The following is a 15,612-nucleotide window of genomic DNA, read 5'->3' as shown; positions in this document are numbered from 1 at the left end:
TGGTTCCTGGTCAGAGGCCAGCGAGATGGGGGCAAAGGGCGTCCATATTCATCTTGTACTATATCCGAACTATTGTCGCCGTCGGCACGGCGAACGCTTCGTTGGTCTCGATGCCAGCTGGGGCAAAAGCTTTATCGGGAGCAACTCGCTTAGCGCGCCAACCATTGCTGATCTTTAGCAAACGTTCACTCCGCGTGCGATCTGGATCGTGGCCCATGGGGTCAAAAGATAAGGCGCTTTACTAATATCACGCGGATGTATATGCCCATGGACGGGGATTGGGCTAATTCTCTCCCTCTCCTCTCCACAGACTAAGGGGCGACCCTCGAGGTCGCCCCATTTTGCAGTAAGCGGCGGAGCCAATTATCGTCGCACTGAAGAGATGGGAAGGGATGCTATATGACACTGAGAGCGATGGTGCTCGCCACTTCGGCCATCTTGGCTTGGCCGCAGATGGCTTTAGCGCAGGATCCCACAACTGATGAGGCGGAACCCCAAGGATCCGTAATCATCGTTACGGCCCAACGCCAATCTCAAAGTCTGCAAGAGGTGCCGATCGCGGTCAGTGCCTTCGATGCTACGGCTCTCGAAAGCCAGCAGATCGAAAACGCTGCTGACCTTCAATTGACGCTCCCGAACGTCTCATTTTCGAAGGGCAACTTCACCGGGTCGTCCTTCACCATCCGTGGTATCGGCGATCTTTGTGTTGGTGTGACGTGTGACGCAGCGACGGCTATCCATATCAATGGTTCCCCTCTTTTTGGTACCCGGCTGTTCGAAACAGAATATTTTGACCTTGAGCGAATTGAGGTCCTACGGGGGCCGCAGGGCACCCTCTTCGGCCGCAACGCTACCTCGGGTGTTGTCAACCTTGTGACAGCCAAGCCTGACCTCGGTTCTTTCGGCGCGGCCGGAGAGTTCGAGTATGGGAATTACAACAGCATCAAGGCCGAAGGGATGGTCAATGTCCCGATCGGCGATTCTATCGGCGTTCGGGTAGCCGGATTCTTTCTGAATCGCGACGGTTACACCACAAACCTTTTCGACAATTCGGATGTCGACGACCGAGACATGTACGCTGTTCGTGGTTCTCTTCGTTTTGAACCCGGTGCCGATACCACTCTCGACTTCATGGCATATTATTTCAGGGAAGATGACACCCGTTTACGTAATCAAAAGCAGGCCTGCCAGCGTGACCCGCTCGGCGTGCTGGGTTGTCTGAACAATCGCCGCGACTTTGACATCACCAATGCCAATTCCACAGTCGGCGCAACGCTCAGTTCGCAAGAGTTCTTCGCTATTCAGGGAATTCCCTCAGTACTGGGATTGGGAAGCCTGTACGGCCCCGACGCATTTGCAGGATTCGATAAGCCCGACGATGTGCGCACGGTAAACACGGCGTATACTCCATTCTATTTTGCCGATGAAGTGCAGCTACAGGCCCGTCTCGAGCAGCGCATCGGAGCTATGACACTGACTGCAACCGGTCTTTATCAGGACACCGAAGTCGATTCCCGGCAGGACTACTTTCTGGGCATTCAGGATCGTACCGGCTTTGCTACGGCCTTGAACGTGTTGTCCGGCTTCGCGGCCAACGGTTTGCCTACCGGCCTCCCCGCACCTGCACCGGCGTTCGTGCCAGGTTCGTCGGCGTATTTTACCCCGATTGTGGAGGCTCTCATCCCCAATGGCCCAGGGGGCGTATTGTGCACCTCCGATAACGATGATGGGAACAGGGGCGCGTTCGAAGGTAATGTATTGTGCGGCGAAACGCCGCTATCCTTCGACAGGTCTTCAGAGCAACGCGAATCCTGGAGCGGCGAAATCCTCCTTTCCAGTGATTTCGACGGAGCATTCAATTTCCTGCTCGGAGGGATCTATGCAAAGTCCAAGACTACCGACAACAGTTACTATGTAAACTCATTCGCGCTTGACTACGCCAGTGCCATTCTGGGATCGTTTGGTACTTTGGCAGGCGGTGCACCGCCATCCTACTTCGCAACATCCATGTACCGCAACAATTCTCTCGAGGCTAATCTTGAGAGCTTCGGTGTGTTCGGGGAGATCTACGTCGACCTGACCGAGCGTCTGACCTTCACCGGAGGTTTGCGGTATAACGACGACAAGAAAGACGTGACTGCGCGCACGACCTTGATTAGCTTCCTCAATCCTTACGCGAATGACGGGGAGCCGTTCGACAGCCCGATCACTCCCTTAACCGGTCCCTCTGGTCTTTTTGATGCCGATCCTGGTACGCCAGGTGAGCAGCTAACGCAATTTAGAGAAGTAGGTTTCGATGAAATAACCGGGCGTGCGGTGCTCGACTACGAAGTTACGCCTGACAATTCGATTTACGCATCTTATGCCAGGGGCTATAAATCCGGGGGTATCAACCCGCCCCTTTCGCCCGTTTTCGATGTGGCTGAAAGCTTCGGATCAGAAACCATCGACGCATTTGAAATCGGATCGAAAAATACCTTTGCGAATGGCGCACTGCAATTAAACGCTACTGCATTCTACTATAAGTATAGCGGGTTGCAGCTTAGCCGCATCGTCGCCCGTACCTCAGTTAATGATACTATCGATGCCGATATCTGGGGTGTGGAACTAGAGTCCGTTATCCGGCCCGATCCCGATTGGCTTGTCAACTTGACGTTCAGTTATCTCAACGCGGAAGTTGCCGGCGACCAGTTCTTCTCCAATCCGCGCGACCCGGGTGGCGGCGATCCTGATGCCGTCATCATCAAGGATATTAGCAACGGTGCTAATTGTGCCGTAACCGGGCCAGCCCCCGGCGCGGCCGACGCATTCGTGGCCGGAGTGAACGCAGCTCTGGGTCTTCGTGGTCCCGAAGAATTTCCTAATGACGGCAATCTTGCGTCAAGCGGCGCATTCAGCATTTGCGATGTCTTGGCCGGAGCCGTTCCGGCGGGCAGCGGCCTTGCGGTATTAAGCCCTGGCGTAGAGGTCAACATAAAAGGGAACAAGTTGCCGCAGGCCCCCGAAATGAAGGTTTCGATGGGTGTGCAGTACACCGCCACTTTCGACAATGGCATGACTCTGGTTCCTCGCGTGGACGTAGCGCTGACTGGTGAGCAATACGGCAATATCTTTAACGGCAGGGTCAACCGGATCGAGCCATTCGTGCAAGCCAACGCGATCGTGCAGTTGAACAGTGCGGATGAGCGTTGGTTCGTGCGCGGATTCGTTCAGAACATTTTCGACAGCAGCTCGGTGACAGGATTGTACTTGACCGACGCATCCTCGGGGAATTTTACCAATATCTACACTTTGGATCCTCGTAGATATGGTGTTGCTTTGGGGTTCAGTTTCTAACAGGTCCAGATCGTGTTGGCGGGGAGATCGGTGGTCCTCCCAACGACCCGAACGGACAGTGCCAGCTAGTTCGTATTTCGACCCATGACTTTATAGCTTTTCCAGAGCGGCGTAATGCTCGATGACCGCCTCGTAAGCCTACCGACGAGGCGGTCATCGAACCGGCCAAATGCGAGCTGCACTCGAAATGCCTGTACGATCGCTCGTTGATGTCGCTACGAGATGCTCGCGGAAAGCTTAAGGCCTTACATAGAAACGACAATGAAGAGTCACCGAATAGTGCAATCGGGATATCCGATGGTGATACTGGCAAACGCACTCTGCGAAAGGCGGAAACATGCTGACCCCTATGATCCAAGATTGGGTCGTAGTGCACGAGGTGCTGACGCGTTAGGAAAAGTTGGAAGGGGCTGCGGGGCAGACTTCTGAGAAAACTTATCCTAACTCTGTTCAGGTTTCATAACTGATTTTCGATCGACCGGAGCTGGCTCAACCGACGTGCGATTGTCGCGAGACAATTCGACCCATCCCAACCCAAGCGACTTCTGGATCGCGATCCAGCCATTTGTCATGGCGGCGATCGCCCGATCGAGATTTGCTCTGGCCTGTTCGCGCTTGCGGATCGAAGTGTTGAGTTCGCCTTGCGAGATTACCCCCGCGGCGCGGCGTTGCTCGTTAAGCTCCGCAGCCGTGTCGGCCTGCCGACTGATCTGCGCCAGCGCGGCTACGTTGGCTCTTTGTTGCCCGAACCGAGCAAGCGATTGTTCGGCGTCGCGTAGTGCGCCCAGGACCACTTCAAGATAGCGCGCTTCGGCCTCGTCGCGCGCACTCTCGGCCTGATCGATCGATGCTGCCGTGCGGCCGAAATCAAGCAGGTTCCACTGCAGCCGCGGCAAAGCGATTGCCGATAAGTTGCCCGGGTCCAGGATGTCGTCGGGCTCCGATCCGCCCAAACCGAGAATCCCCATGAAGGAAATCTTGGGGAAGCGAGCAGCCTCTGCCACGCCAATGCGCGCATTCGCCGCGGCCAGCATGCGTTCGGCGGCTCGAACATCCGGCCGCCGCGCTATTAGCGCTGCGGGATCGCCCACCGCGACCCGTTCGGGGGGAAGCGGAATTTCGGCCTGAGCCGCCAGGAGCCCGTCGAGTGCGCCGGGCGCTTCGCCCGTCAGCACCGCGAGCGTGTCTTTGAATACATCGATGTCCGCTTGAGCTTCCGCGATCTGCGACTTGAGCAGTTCGAGCTCGGCGTTCGCGTTACCGACCGGGAACAACGCGAGAGCGCCCTGTGTATAGCGCTGATAGGTCAGTTCGAGAATTTGCTGCTGCAAGTCGCGCTCTCGCTGGACAAGCTCGAGCCGCCCTTGCGCTTCTCGCAGGCTCACATACGCCCGCGCGATTTCGGCGGCGAGCTGGACTTTCGCATCCTCGGCGTTCGCCACCGAGGCCGCAGCCTGAGCGTTAATGGCCTCGACACGCCGTGCCTGCCCCCCAGCGAAATCGATCTCCCAGTTTGCATTGAGCCCGACGTTGTAGACGCTGAGGCTGTCCTGCTCTTCGGTGTCTGCAGGAGCGCCGGGCGATCCCGGGGGCGGGCCACTGCCGATATCTAGCCCTGGGATATTCGCCTGGACCGCAGTCGCCTGCGCAGCCACGGCGGGTAGCCGGTTGGCGCGCTCCTGGCGGACAGAAGCCCTTGCCTGTTCGATGCGAGCGCGCGCCGCGGCCACGCCCGGATTGCCGACCAGCGCGCGCGCCTCCAGTTCATTGAGAACCGGATCGCCGAGCAGCGTCCACCAGTCGCCGGCAATCGGCGCAAACGGATCGATTTCGGGGCCGGCGCGTACGAACGCATTGCCTGCGGCGGTCGCAAGTTGCGGGGGACCGGCATAGTCGGGACCGGACATGCAACCCGCGAGGAGCGCCATGGGAGCGAGGAGGGTTAGGGTCTTGCGCATAGAGTTCTCAGTGCATCGAAAGGGATAAGTTCTTCGGGAGAGGCTTGAGGAACAGTACCAGCGGCACCGTGACCAGGGTAATCGCGCCCATGGCGAAAAAGACATCGTTGTAGGTCATCACGAACGCATCGCGCTGAATGATGCCGGAAAGCATCTCCAGCGCGGCCTGTGGGCTGCCCAGCGACGCCGTCATGCCGTCCAGGTATTCCTGTAGCCGGGGGCTGTTAGCGTTGAGGGTTTCTTCCATGCGTCGACTATGATGCCACTGGCGCTGATCCTGGAACGAGGCAAGCCCCGCGAGCGCGAACGAGCCCCCGAGGTTTCGCGCCGCGTTGAAGATGCCCGAAGCATCGCCGGCATCCTCCTTGGCAACCGAAGCTACCGTCGCCTGGTTGAGGAACATCATCGTGAGGATCATGCCGATGCCACGCAGGAACTGGCTTTCGGTGAACACTCCACCTCCCGATTCCGCTGTCAGATTTATGCTGACGAAACAGCTTAGCGCCATGATGAACATGCCCGCGCCGACCGCAATGCGGATGTGAATCCTGCGGATCATGAACGGGAGAACGGGCATCAACAGGAAAGCCGGAACGCCCATCCAGAAGATCACAAGTCCGGTCTGCAAGGCATTATAATCGGAAATTATCGCGAGAAATTGCGGGATCACGTAGGTCGAGCCATACATGACCATGCCAAGCGCCAGTGCCATCACCACGACGCTGGCAAACTGCCTGCTGAGCATCAGGCGCAATTTGAGCACGGGTTTGCGCGCGTAAAGCTGTCCGTAGGTCAGAAGTGCAAAACCCACGACCGTCATCAGTGTGAGCTGGACGATCAGCGTGGAATCGAACCACTCCTCGCGGTGGCCTTCTTCCAGAACGATGGTCAGCCCACCCAACCCAAGGATCATACCAGCTATTCCCGCCCAATCAGCCTCGCGCAGGTAAACCCAGTCGGGCTTTTCATGGGGTAGCCCGATGAATAGTAAAGCAAGGAGCAACGCGCAGACGGGCACGTTGACGAAGAAGGCGTAGTGCCAGCTCAGGTTCTCGGTAAGCCAGCCCCCCACCAACGGGCCCATTACCGGCCCAAGAACCACGGTCATTCCGAAGAGCGCCATGCCGATCGGCTGTTGCGATGGAGGCAGTCGCTTTGCGACGATGGTCATAGCGGTTGGAATAAGCGCGCCGCCCATGAACCCTTGACCGGTGCGACCGATGATCATCGTCGTCAGATCGGTGGCAATGCCGCACAACACCGAAAAGGCCGTGAAGGCAGAAACCGCGACGATGAGCAGCGTGCGAAGGCCGAGCAGTCTTTCCAGCCACGCGCTCAGAGGGATGATGATGATCTCGGCAACAAGGAAGGCTGTCGCGATCCAGGTGCCTTCGGTTCCGGTCGCGCCGATTTCCCCCTGGATCGTCGGCAGCGCCGAATTGACGATCGAGATGTCAAGCGTTGCCAGCATCGCCCCCAGCGCACCGGCGGCTACGGCGATCCAGGCCGTAGCATCGGCCTTTTCGACCGGCGGCGAAACCGCTGCAGCGGCGCCTGCCATCGGTCAGTCTCCGGCCGCGTTGCGGATCGAATCGAGTTGGTCTCTAGCGGCGCGCGTATCGACACTCGCGACAACAGACATGCCCGGCACCAGCAGACGCAGGATCTCGGGCGAAGCCTGAATGGATATGCGCACCGGGACGCGCTGAACGATCTTGGTGAAATTACCCGTCGCGTTTTGCGGAGGTAGGATCGAGAATTCTGCCCCGGTCCCGGGGGCGATGCTTTCCACTCTTCCTAATAGCTCGAGGTCCGGCAGCGCGTCGATTTCCAAGGTGACGGGTTGCCCCGGGCGGACAAGTCCGAGCTGCGTTTCCTTGAAATTTGCTGTCACGTAGAGGCGGTCGGTCGGTACGAGGCTCATAAGGCGTTGGCCAGGCTGGACAAATTGTCCAGGTCGGACCGTGAGGTCACCCACCCGCCCGGAAATACTGGCCTGGAGCGTGGTCGATGACAGGTTCAGACGGGCGGCCTCGAGTTGCGCACGAGCGGCGTTGGCTTGCGAATTGGCCTGGTCTATCTGCTCGCTAAGCGTGTTCTGTCGGCGCTGTGCCGCCGTGAGCGCGGCGCGCGCTGCCGCGACTTGAGCCTGCGCTTCTCTGGCCTGGGCCTCCAGCTGATCGAGCCTCTCGCGCGGCTCCGCTCCCGAAGCGGCAAGGGGGCGGTACCGGACAACCTGCTCAGCAGCGAGACCAGCCTGTGCAGATGCTGCTGCGAGCTGTGCACGGGCCTGGGCAATTGCCGCGTCCTGCTCTTGTTGCTGGGCGCGTACCGTATCTGCTCCGGCGAGCGACGCGGCGATCTGGGCTTCGACCTGGTTCGTTTGGGCACGATAATCTCGCACGTCCAGCTGGACAAGTGCATCGCCCGACGCGACCGTTTGATTCTCCGTCACTAATACGCGCTCGACGTAGCCCGCAATTTTGGGGGAGATGATGACGCTGTCGGCGGCAATATAAGCGTTGTCGGTGGACTGCTGGAATCTGCCGTACGTCTGATGATTGTAATACCAGTAGCTCCCGGCGAGCAGGACCAGAATGCCGGCGATCAGCAGACCCAGCCGGACCCGCGGACTGGACAACCCCGTCGGACGTGCGCCTTCATCGCTAGCCCCTGCTGTCTCGTCCGCCATGATTATTTCGCTCCTCGCCATCGTTTGAGCCGCTGCGCGAGCGATATAGCGGCCAAAACAAAATGCGAAAGTCCTTTACTATTTTTCTCCGATCGATAGGAATGTCTCATGCCAGAAGATGAGGGCACTCTCGCACTCGACAATGTCATCACCCACGATGATCGAGCGATCTTCATGATGGACCAGATCAGCCGCGCCGCGCGCAAGGCATTCGATGACCGAGCACAGCCGCTGAGCCTCAATCGTACGCAGTGGCGTGTGTTGGCGCAGCTCATCAGAGCTCCTGCCCTGAACCAGACGGACATCGCCAGGAGACTTGAAATCACATCCTCCAGCAGCGGCCTGGAAGACATGACGCCTTCGCGCTTGAGTGACCGGACGCGGCTTGCGCAAGTCATAGCAATATTCGGTCGCCACGGGCGGGGCGGCATCACGCCCGTGTTGGGACTAGGCCGATCTCAAACCAAAACACATTCGACGCGCCCGGATGCCCCGCTCGTGGCGATTGCGCCAGGGGACGAACCTCGGTCATGTTCTATAGCGGACAACCGAATGGAGCATGCGGGACGCGAACTTTCATTGCACCGGCCCTCTGCCGGACGAACAAACCGCTGGCGGCGTGCTAGATGGAAACTAACGCAAACTTCTCCCTAGTGGCGTGGATCGTTGGCATTCTGATGCTTACGACCATCGCTTTCGCGATGTGGCTAATCGATCCCAGACCAAATCAGGAAACATATCAGATCAAGTTTGATCGCTCCGTGGAAGGCCTTCAGTCGGGATCGACTGTAACACTATCGGGAGTCCCTGTGGGACAGGTAACATCGGTCCGTCTGGCGGAAAATGAACCGGAAAACGTGGTCGTTGTTCTGACTCTCGATCCTTCTGCGGCGAAAGTCCACGGCCTTGAAGCGACAATCAGCACGGATCTGATAACTGGAGAGGCTGCGCTCGTGCTCGAGGGCCGACGGGGTCGTCAGGGCATTTACACCGACAAGTCAGGAAAAAAGATCATTCCCGCCGCGGACGAAACCGGACTATTGGGGAGGGATGCGACCGCCACTGTAGAGACCGTGGCAAATAGCATTCGCGCTCTGAACGAAGGACTGGAGCCAGAAAAGCAACGGGTGATCACCTCCGATCTTGTCCGGCTTCGAGTCACGACGGCCGCACTCGCATCGGACGCCGAAGGTTGGGACGAACGATTGGCCTCAACAAAAGGAAGATTGTTAGACTTAGGGCAAAGGGTTGGTGGATGGGGAAATAATCTTCGAGATGCAGATCGGCGGATCTCAGGGCGGAGCGCTTCTGCTATCGCGCAACGACGCCTTCGCCAATTCAGGGAGGGGGTGCAGAACGCTGAAAACAAACTTTCCCAGATAAGGAGTGGCATTCCGGCGGTCGAAGATTCTTTGGTTGAAGGTGAAACGGACCTTCGCGAGCTTAGTCGCGAACTTGCTCCTCTCAGTGAAAAAATCGAAGATATTCAGGTTGAGGGAATTACATCAAATCCTCCCCTCCCAGACTATCGGCCAAAAAGAAGAGAAGCTGGAACGAATATCGATGATTTAAAGTAAACCGAACGGATGACTGCTTCCGGGCAGAGCGCGCAGCCCGTAGAATAGCGGAGATTGGAGCGCAAAGCGGATAACGACCTACTCCGCGGTCAAGTTTGAAATTGAAATTCCGAGTCCTAAAAAAGGCATCGAACCAATACATTAGAGGGATTTTGCGGGCCTTTTGCGGGCTTTTCAGCTTGACCGAAATATCTAAACATCAGAAATTAAACGGAAAAGAAGTTCGAATGTGATGCCTCTTCTGGCACCATTAGACTGTTTCCTGACACCCCCAAAAGTATGGCCAAACCCTTAGGAATCGGCGACTTCCGCGGTCTCGAACGGCGACGACAGCGTCCGCCACAGCGTCCTTCAAACCTTCAGCCAGGCCCTGATTACGGCAGCGACGAGACCGAGCACTGTCACGCTTGCCAGCCAGATACCCGCCATCCAGGCCAGTTTTTGCCACAGGGGCCGTTCTTCGGCTTCGGGCATCAGTGGTATCCCTCGTCGCCGACCTTTCCGCGGAACACCCAGTACGCCCAGGCCGTGTAGGCGATGATCAGCGGCATGGTGATCGCAACGCCGACCAGCATGAAGACCTGGCTGCGTTCCGGCGCGGCGGCATCCCAGATGGTGAGGCCCGGCGGCACGACATAGGGCCACATCGTCACGCCCAGCCCCGCCATGCCGAAAAAGAACAGCGCGAGGCTGAGCCAGAACGGCTTGCTGTGCCGTTCCACCGACAGGGCGCGCAGCAGCGCAAGAGCGATGATCGCGGTCAGTATCGGAACGGGCGCAGCGAAGTAGATCTCGGGCGCGGTCAGCCAGCGCTCTGCATATTCGGCGTTGAGGAAGACGTTGTAGAGGCTGACCCCGCCCATCAGGACCAGCGTCGCCCATGCCGCCCGCTTGCCCAGGCGCCGCGCATGGTGCTGGCTGTCGCCCTCCAGCTTCCACACCAGCCATGTCGCACCGAGCAGTGCGTAGCCTGCAACCGTGCCGAGGCCGGTCAGCAGAGTGTAGGGCGTCAGCCAGTCGAACCAGCTGCCGGCATAGGACCGGTCGACCACTTCGATGCCTTGCAGGAGGGCCCCCAGCGTCATGCCCTGCGCCATCGCCGCGACCAGCGAGCCGCCGGTAAAGGCCGCGTCCCAGTATCGGCGGTGCCCCGGATCGCGCCAGCGGTATTCGAAGGCAACGCCGCGGAACACCAAGCCCAGCAGCATCGCGATGATGAGCGGGTATGTCGCGGGAAGGATGACCGCATAGGCCAGCGGAAAAGCGGCGAACAGGCCGCCTCCGCCCAGCACCAGCCATGTTTCGTTTCCGTCCCAGACCGGCGCGATGGAATTCATCGCCCGGTCGCGTTCCGGCCCGACGGCGAAGGTAGGGAACAGGATGCCGATCCCCAGGTCGAACCCGTCCATCACGACATAGGCGAAGACGGCGAAGGCGATGATGAACGCCCAGATCACGGTCAGGTCCATCACTCCGCCTCCTTCTTCGATGCCGGCAGGGTGTCGTCGTCGCCCGGGTTCTGCGTCGGGCCGGGCGTGATGCCGGCGGTCCGGATCGGGCCCTTGTCGCCGCGCTTGACCCCGGTTTCGCCGGCATGGGGCGGTTTGTGCATCAGGTGGAGGATGTACCACACGCCCGCGCCGAAGACCGCGAAATAGACCAGCACGAATGCCACCAGAGATGCAGCGACCGCGGGGGCGTCCAGCGGGCTCGCGGCGTCGGCCGTGCGCAGCAGGTTGTAGATGACATAGGGCTGGCGGCCGACCTCGGTCGTGATCCAGCCGGCCAGCACGGCCACGAACCCGCTGGGGGCCATGACCAGCGCCGCGCGGTGCAGCATCGGCCAGTCGTAAAGTTTCCGCCGTGACCTTGCGAGGAGGCTCCACATCCCCAGACCCAGCATGGCGAACCCGATGCCGACCATGATGCGGAACGACCAGAAGACGATGCCGACGGGCGGTTCCTCGTCATCGGGAATGGTGTCCAGCCCGGCCATCGGCGCATTCAGATCGTGCTTCAGGATCAGGGACGATGCCTTGGGTATCTCGATCGCGTAATCGACCCGCTTTTCCTTGCTGTTGGGAATGCCGAACAGGATCAGCGGCGCGCCATCGGGATGGCTGTCGAAATGCCCTTCCATCGCCATCACCTTCTGCGGCTGGTGCTCCAGCGTGTTGAGGCCGTGCATGTCGCCTGCAAAGATCTGGATGGGCGCGACGATGGCGGCCATCCACATGGCCATGGAGAACATCTTGCGCGCGTGGAGGTTGGCCCGGTCCTTAAGCAGGTGCCAGGCCCCCACCCCGCCCACCACGAACGCCGTCGTGAGGTAGGCGGCGATGACCGTGTGGACGAGCCGGTAGGGGAAGCTGGGATTGAAGACGATGTCCCACCAGCTGTCGCCCGGCAGGTATTGCCCGTTCGCCCCGATCTCGTATCCGACCGGGGTCTGCATCCAGCTGTTCACCGACAGGATCCAGAAGGCGCTGATGAAGGTCCCGATGGCCACCATCAGCGTGGCGGCGAAGTGCAATTTCCTGCCGACCCGGTTCATGCCGAACAGCATCACGCCCAGGAAGCCTGCTTCCAGGAAGAATGCGGTCAGGACCTCGTACGCCATCAACGGCCCGATGACCGGCCCGGCAATGTCCGAGAATACCGACCAGTTGGTCCCGAACTGGTAGCTCATCACGATCCCGCTCACCACGCCCATGGCGAAGGCGATGGCAAAGATTTTCAGCCAGTATTTGAACAGGTCGAGATAAAGCTGCCTGCCGGTCTTCAGCCACAGCCCCTCCAGCACCGCCAGATAGCTGGCGAGGCCGATGGAGAAGGCCGGGAATATGAAGTGGAAGCTCACGGTAAACGCGAACTGGATGCGGGCCAGCAGCAGGGCGTCTAGCTGTTCGAACATGGGTTTCTCATAAGCCTTTCGAGTGTAGGCGGCGATGTCGTTTTTCGCGCAGCGTGGTGCACCGCGCGCATCAGATCATTCCCCTCGCAGCATCCACGATCGGTTCCGCTGGCGGCCCGCCATTGGCCGAGAGCTCCCTGAAGGCACGGTTTTGCGACAGGAACACCTGACCGCTCAGTTCCTCCACGAAACGGGTCCGCTGCAACCGGTCCATCACGGGTCCCTTCACTTCGGAAAGATGCAGGCCGATGCCTGCATCCTCCATGCGGTGATTGATCGCCTCGAGGCTTTCGAGACCTGAGGCGTCGATTTCGTTGACTGCGCTGCACATCAGGATGACGTGCCGCACGCCGGGACGTTCGGCGATCTCCTCCAGCACGTATTCTTCCAGCCACCGCGCATTGAGATAGGTCAGGCTCTCGTCGATCCTGATCGACAGGACGTGCGGGACGGTGAAGACGCGGTGCCGTTCGACATTACGGAAATGCTCGGTCTCGGGAACGCGGCCGACAATGGCGGCATGGGGGCGGCTGGCACGCCACAGATAGAGCAGCAGGCCGACGCCGACGCCCGCGATCACACCCAGTTCGACCCCTGCGACCAGCGTGATGGCAATCGTCGCCATGTGCGCGGCGAAATCGGCTTTCGAATAGTTCCACAGCTGCCCCGGCGTTTTCAGGTCGACGAGGCTGAGAACCGCGACGATGATCGTGGCAGCAAGGGTCGCGATGGGCAGGCTGTAGAGCAGCGGGGTCAGGAACAGTCCCGCCAGTGCAATGCCGACAGCGGTGTAGGCCCCGGCGGCGGGCGTTTGCGCCCCGGCGTCGAAATTGACGACGGAGCGGGCAAAGCCGCCGGTGACGGGATAGCCGCCCGAGAACGCGCTGGCGATGTTCGATGCCCCCAGCCCGATCAGTTCTTGGTTGGGGGCGATCCTCTGCCTGCGCTTGGCCGCAAGGGTCTGCGCGACCGACACGCTTTCGACGAAGCCGATGACCGAGATAAGCAGCGCGGGCACCCATAGCTGCCCGATCAGGCCCGGATCGGTCGATGGCAGGGCGAAGGGAGGCAGGCCCTGCGGTATCGCCCCCACGAGGTCGACGCCGCGCTCCTCCAGTTCGAGACCGATAGCGGCGAGGATGGTGGCGACCACCGCTATCACCGGCCCCGCCTTGGCCGCGATGTCGGCAGCCCTCTCGGTCATGCCCAGTCCGACGAGGGCCGGCTTCATCCCCTTGCGGACCCAGAACAGGAACAGCGTCGCGGGGATGCCGATGGCAAGGGTCCACGGGTTGATCGTGTCGATTGCCGCAACCAGCCCGCCGAGCATTTCGGGCCAGGTGTCGCCGCCTGCCGATACGCCGAGGATGTGTTTCAGCTGGCTCGTCGCGATCAGGATGCCGCTGGCGGTGATGAAGCCGCTGATGACCGGGTGCGAGAGCAGGTTTGCAAGGAAGCCCATGCGCAGGAAACCGAGCACGGCCAGCATCACCCCGGACAGCGCGGCAAGCGTGATGGCCGCTTCGAGATAGAGCGCAGTGCCCTGCGCCGCGACTGCTCCGGCAGCGCTGGCCGTCATCAGGGACACGACCGCGACGGGCCCCACCGCGAGCGTGCGGCTGGTTCCGAAGATGGCATAGGCCACGAGGGGAAGTATCGACGCATAGAGCCCGACGACCGGCGGCAGACCTGCCAGCAACGCATATGCCAGGCTCTGCGGGATCAGCATGATCGTGACGATCACCGCTGCGACGAGATCGTTGGTCAGGACCGAACCGTTATAGCTGCGACCCCATTCCAGGATGGGGAAATATTGCGCCAGCAGCCCGGGCTTGTCCCGGCGCGGCAAGCCGGAGGGCTCGCTTTCAGGTCCCTGATGGCCGGGGCTCACGATCAGGCGGCCTTCTTCACATTCGGTTTGGCGAGCCACTCATGGCCCTTCAGCATGCCGTTCCAGTAGATCCACGGCAGTGCCTCCGACTTCAGGAGCCAGCTCAGCTTGCGCGGCTCGGTGCCTTCGATCACCCATTTCGGGAAGCTCGGCAGAAGCTTCCCGTCATATCCGAATTCGGCCAGCACGATCTTCCCGCGCTCCACGGTCAGCGGACACGAGCCGTAGCCATCATAATCCGCCACCGGCTCCCTCGCATCGAGCCGAGCCAGTGCATTGACCGCAGCGATCGGTGCCTGCTTGCGCGCGGCTGCCATGGTCTTTGCATTGGGCGTGGACCCGGCATCCCCCAGGCCGAAAACGTTCGGATAGCGAACGTGCTGCAGCGTGAACTTGTCGACATCGACGAAACCGCTCTCCGCATTGGCGAGAGGGCTGTCTGCGACGAATTGCGGGGCGACCTGCGGCGGAACCGCGTGAAGCATGTCGAATTCGACCGTTTCCTCCCCCGCTGCGCTCCGGAAGACTGCCTTCCTGCCGGGGCCATCGACCGCGACGAGGGTATGGCCCAGTTTCAGGTCGATCCCGTATTTCTCGACATATTGCATCAGGGCCGGGACATATTCCTTCACCCCGAACAGGACCCCGCCGGCATTGCGAAACTCGACGTCGATATCGCCCAGAACGCCGCGTTCCATCCACGCGTCGCAGGCCAGATACATGGCCTTTTGCGGCGCGCCAGCGCATTTGATGGGCATGGGCGGCTGGCTGAAGACCGCGCGGCCCGATTTCAGATTGCGTACGAGGTCCCAGGTATAGGGCGCCAGGTCGTAGCGATAATTGGACGTGACGCCGTTCCTGCCCAGCGTTTCCTCCAGCCCGTCGATCTTCTCCCACGCCAGCCGGATACCCGGTGCGACGATCAGGACGCGGTAGGCAATCGTGGTGCCGTCGCCCAGCGTGACCTGGTTGCTTTCCGGCTGGAACGAGGCAGCGGCTACTTTCAACCAGGTCGCCTGTTTTGGCATCACGCTCTGCGTGGTGCGCCTGGTGGCTGGTGCTTCGAAGACGCCTCCGCCGACCATCGTCCAGCCGGGCTGGTAGTAATGATCCTCGCTCGGCTCGACGACCGCGATGTCGAGCGACGGGCGCCGTTTCAACATGGAAGCCGCAGTCGCAATTCCCGCCGATCCTCCGCCGATGATGACGACTTCGTGCTTCAGGCTTCGGGCCATGACAAACTC

Annotated in this window: 11 protein-coding genes; 3 read left to right on the top strand and 8 right to left on the bottom strand. The window is 60.2% G+C overall.

The window, feature by feature from the left end; all coding sequences use genetic code 11:
- Positions 1-399: 399 nt before the first annotated feature.
- Complete coding sequence (locus ACGHJ7_RS10390; RefSeq protein WP_006834179.1) at positions 400-3,336, top strand: TonB-dependent receptor; 2,937 nt, start codon at positions 400-402, stop codon at positions 3,334-3,336.
- Positions 3,337-3,776: 440 nt separating this feature from the next.
- On the opposite strand, the gene ACGHJ7_RS10385 is transcribed toward ACGHJ7_RS10390, so the two are convergent.
- From ACGHJ7_RS10385 to ACGHJ7_RS10375, 3 genes are read right to left on the bottom strand one after another with little or no spacing between them, the layout of a single operon-like run.
- Positions 3,777-5,264 carry an efflux transporter outer membrane subunit gene (locus ACGHJ7_RS10385; protein ID WP_006834178.1) on the bottom strand — a complete coding sequence of 496 codons (1,488 nt, stop codon included), beginning with the start codon at positions 5,262-5,264 and terminating at the stop codon, positions 3,777-3,779.
- A gap of 37 nt (positions 5,265-5,301) precedes the next feature.
- A complete protein-coding gene (locus ACGHJ7_RS10380; RefSeq protein ID WP_006834177.1) occupies positions 5,302-6,855 on the bottom strand; it encodes a DHA2 family efflux MFS transporter permease subunit in 1,554 nt (517 codons plus the stop codon).
- A gap of 3 nt (positions 6,856-6,858) precedes the next feature.
- Positions 6,859-7,986 carry an HlyD family secretion protein gene (locus tag ACGHJ7_RS10375; protein WP_063511170.1) on the bottom strand — a complete coding sequence of 376 codons (1,128 nt, stop codon included), beginning with the start codon at positions 7,984-7,986 and terminating at the stop codon, positions 6,859-6,861.
- A 108-nt stretch (positions 7,987-8,094) separates the two neighbouring features.
- On the opposite strand from ACGHJ7_RS10375, the gene ACGHJ7_RS10370 reads away from it, so the two are divergent.
- Positions 8,095-8,640 carry a MarR family winged helix-turn-helix transcriptional regulator gene (locus ACGHJ7_RS10370; protein ID WP_119511589.1) on the top strand — a complete coding sequence of 182 codons (546 nt, stop codon included), beginning with the start codon at positions 8,095-8,097 and terminating at the stop codon, positions 8,638-8,640.
- The gene (locus ACGHJ7_RS10365) at positions 8,613-9,563 is read left to right on the top strand and encodes an MlaD family protein (RefSeq protein ID WP_006834175.1); all 951 of its coding nucleotides are present in this window, start codon (positions 8,613-8,615) and stop codon (positions 9,561-9,563) included. Before ACGHJ7_RS10370 ends, ACGHJ7_RS10365 begins: the two co-directional genes overlap by 28 nt.
- Before the next feature lie 351 nt (positions 9,564-9,914).
- Here the strand turns inward: ACGHJ7_RS10365 and ACGHJ7_RS10360 are convergent, their stop codons facing one another.
- The 5 genes from ACGHJ7_RS10360 to ACGHJ7_RS10340 all read right to left on the bottom strand — a co-directional run bounded on the left by ACGHJ7_RS10360 (position 9,915) and on the right by ACGHJ7_RS10340 (position 15,603).
- The gene (locus ACGHJ7_RS10360) at positions 9,915-10,037 is read right to left on the bottom strand and encodes a DUF2474 family protein (protein ID WP_390477143.1); all 123 of its coding nucleotides are present in this window, start codon (positions 10,035-10,037) and stop codon (positions 9,915-9,917) included.
- On the bottom strand, positions 10,037-11,032 hold the full coding sequence (cydB, locus tag ACGHJ7_RS10355; RefSeq protein ID WP_390477141.1) for a cytochrome d ubiquinol oxidase subunit II: 996 nt from the start codon (positions 11,030-11,032) through the stop codon (positions 10,037-10,039). The genes ACGHJ7_RS10360 and cydB overlap by 1 nt, the downstream gene beginning before the upstream one ends.
- Positions 11,032-12,477: a cytochrome ubiquinol oxidase subunit I gene (locus ACGHJ7_RS10350; protein ID WP_390477139.1), complete on the bottom strand. Its 1,446-nt coding sequence runs from the start codon at positions 12,475-12,477 to the stop codon at positions 11,032-11,034. Before ACGHJ7_RS10350 ends, cydB begins: the two co-directional genes overlap by 1 nt.
- Positions 12,478-12,547: 70 nt before the next feature.
- Positions 12,548-14,407, bottom strand: a complete 1,860-nt coding sequence (locus tag ACGHJ7_RS10345) for a SulP family inorganic anion transporter (RefSeq protein WP_390477136.1) — start codon at positions 14,405-14,407, stop codon at positions 12,548-12,550.
- Positions 14,371-15,603 carry an FAD-dependent oxidoreductase gene (locus tag ACGHJ7_RS10340; RefSeq protein ID WP_390477133.1) on the bottom strand — a complete coding sequence of 411 codons (1,233 nt, stop codon included), beginning with the start codon at positions 15,601-15,603 and terminating at the stop codon, positions 14,371-14,373. The genes ACGHJ7_RS10345 and ACGHJ7_RS10340 overlap by 37 nt, the downstream gene beginning before the upstream one ends.
- Positions 15,604-15,612: the final 9 nt, after the last annotated feature.

Origin of the sequence: Altererythrobacter sp. MTPC7, assembly GCF_042851395.1 — a bacterium.
GTDB lineage: Bacteria > Pseudomonadota > Alphaproteobacteria > Sphingomonadales > Sphingomonadaceae > CAJXSN01.
The sequence above is the reverse complement of the archived record's forward strand: the minus strand, read 5'-3'. Positions and strand labels throughout refer to the sequence as shown.

Excerpts from the sequence above, each read along its gene's own strand:
- ACGHJ7_RS10390 (WP_006834179.1), top strand. The coding sequence starts at position 400 with ATGACACTGAGAGCGATGGTGCTCGCCACTTCGGCCATCTTGGCTTGG.
- ACGHJ7_RS10385 (WP_006834178.1), bottom strand. The coding sequence starts at position 5,264 with ATGGCGCTCCTCGCGGGTTGCATGTCCGGTCCCGACTATGCCGGTCCC.
- ACGHJ7_RS10380 (WP_006834177.1), bottom strand. The coding sequence starts at position 6,855 with ATGGCAGGCGCCGCTGCAGCGGTTTCGCCGCCGGTCGAAAAGGCCGAT.
- ACGHJ7_RS10375 (WP_063511170.1), bottom strand. The coding sequence starts at position 7,986 with ATGGCGGACGAGACAGCAGGGGCTAGCGATGAAGGCGCACGTCCGACG.
- ACGHJ7_RS10370 (WP_119511589.1), top strand. The coding sequence starts at position 8,095 with ATGCCAGAAGATGAGGGCACTCTCGCACTCGACAATGTCATCACCCAC.
- ACGHJ7_RS10365 (WP_006834175.1), top strand. The coding sequence starts at position 8,613 with ATGGAAACTAACGCAAACTTCTCCCTAGTGGCGTGGATCGTTGGCATT.
- ACGHJ7_RS10360 (WP_390477143.1), bottom strand. The coding sequence starts at position 10,037 with ATGCCCGAAGCCGAAGAACGGCCCCTGTGGCAAAAACTGGCCTGGATG.
- cydB (WP_390477141.1), bottom strand. The coding sequence starts at position 11,032 with ATGGACCTGACCGTGATCTGGGCGTTCATCATCGCCTTCGCCGTCTTC.
- ACGHJ7_RS10350 (WP_390477139.1), bottom strand. The coding sequence starts at position 12,477 with ATGTTCGAACAGCTAGACGCCCTGCTGCTGGCCCGCATCCAGTTCGCG.
- ACGHJ7_RS10340 (WP_390477133.1), bottom strand. The coding sequence starts at position 15,603 with ATGGCCCGAAGCCTGAAGCACGAAGTCGTCATCATCGGCGGAGGATCG.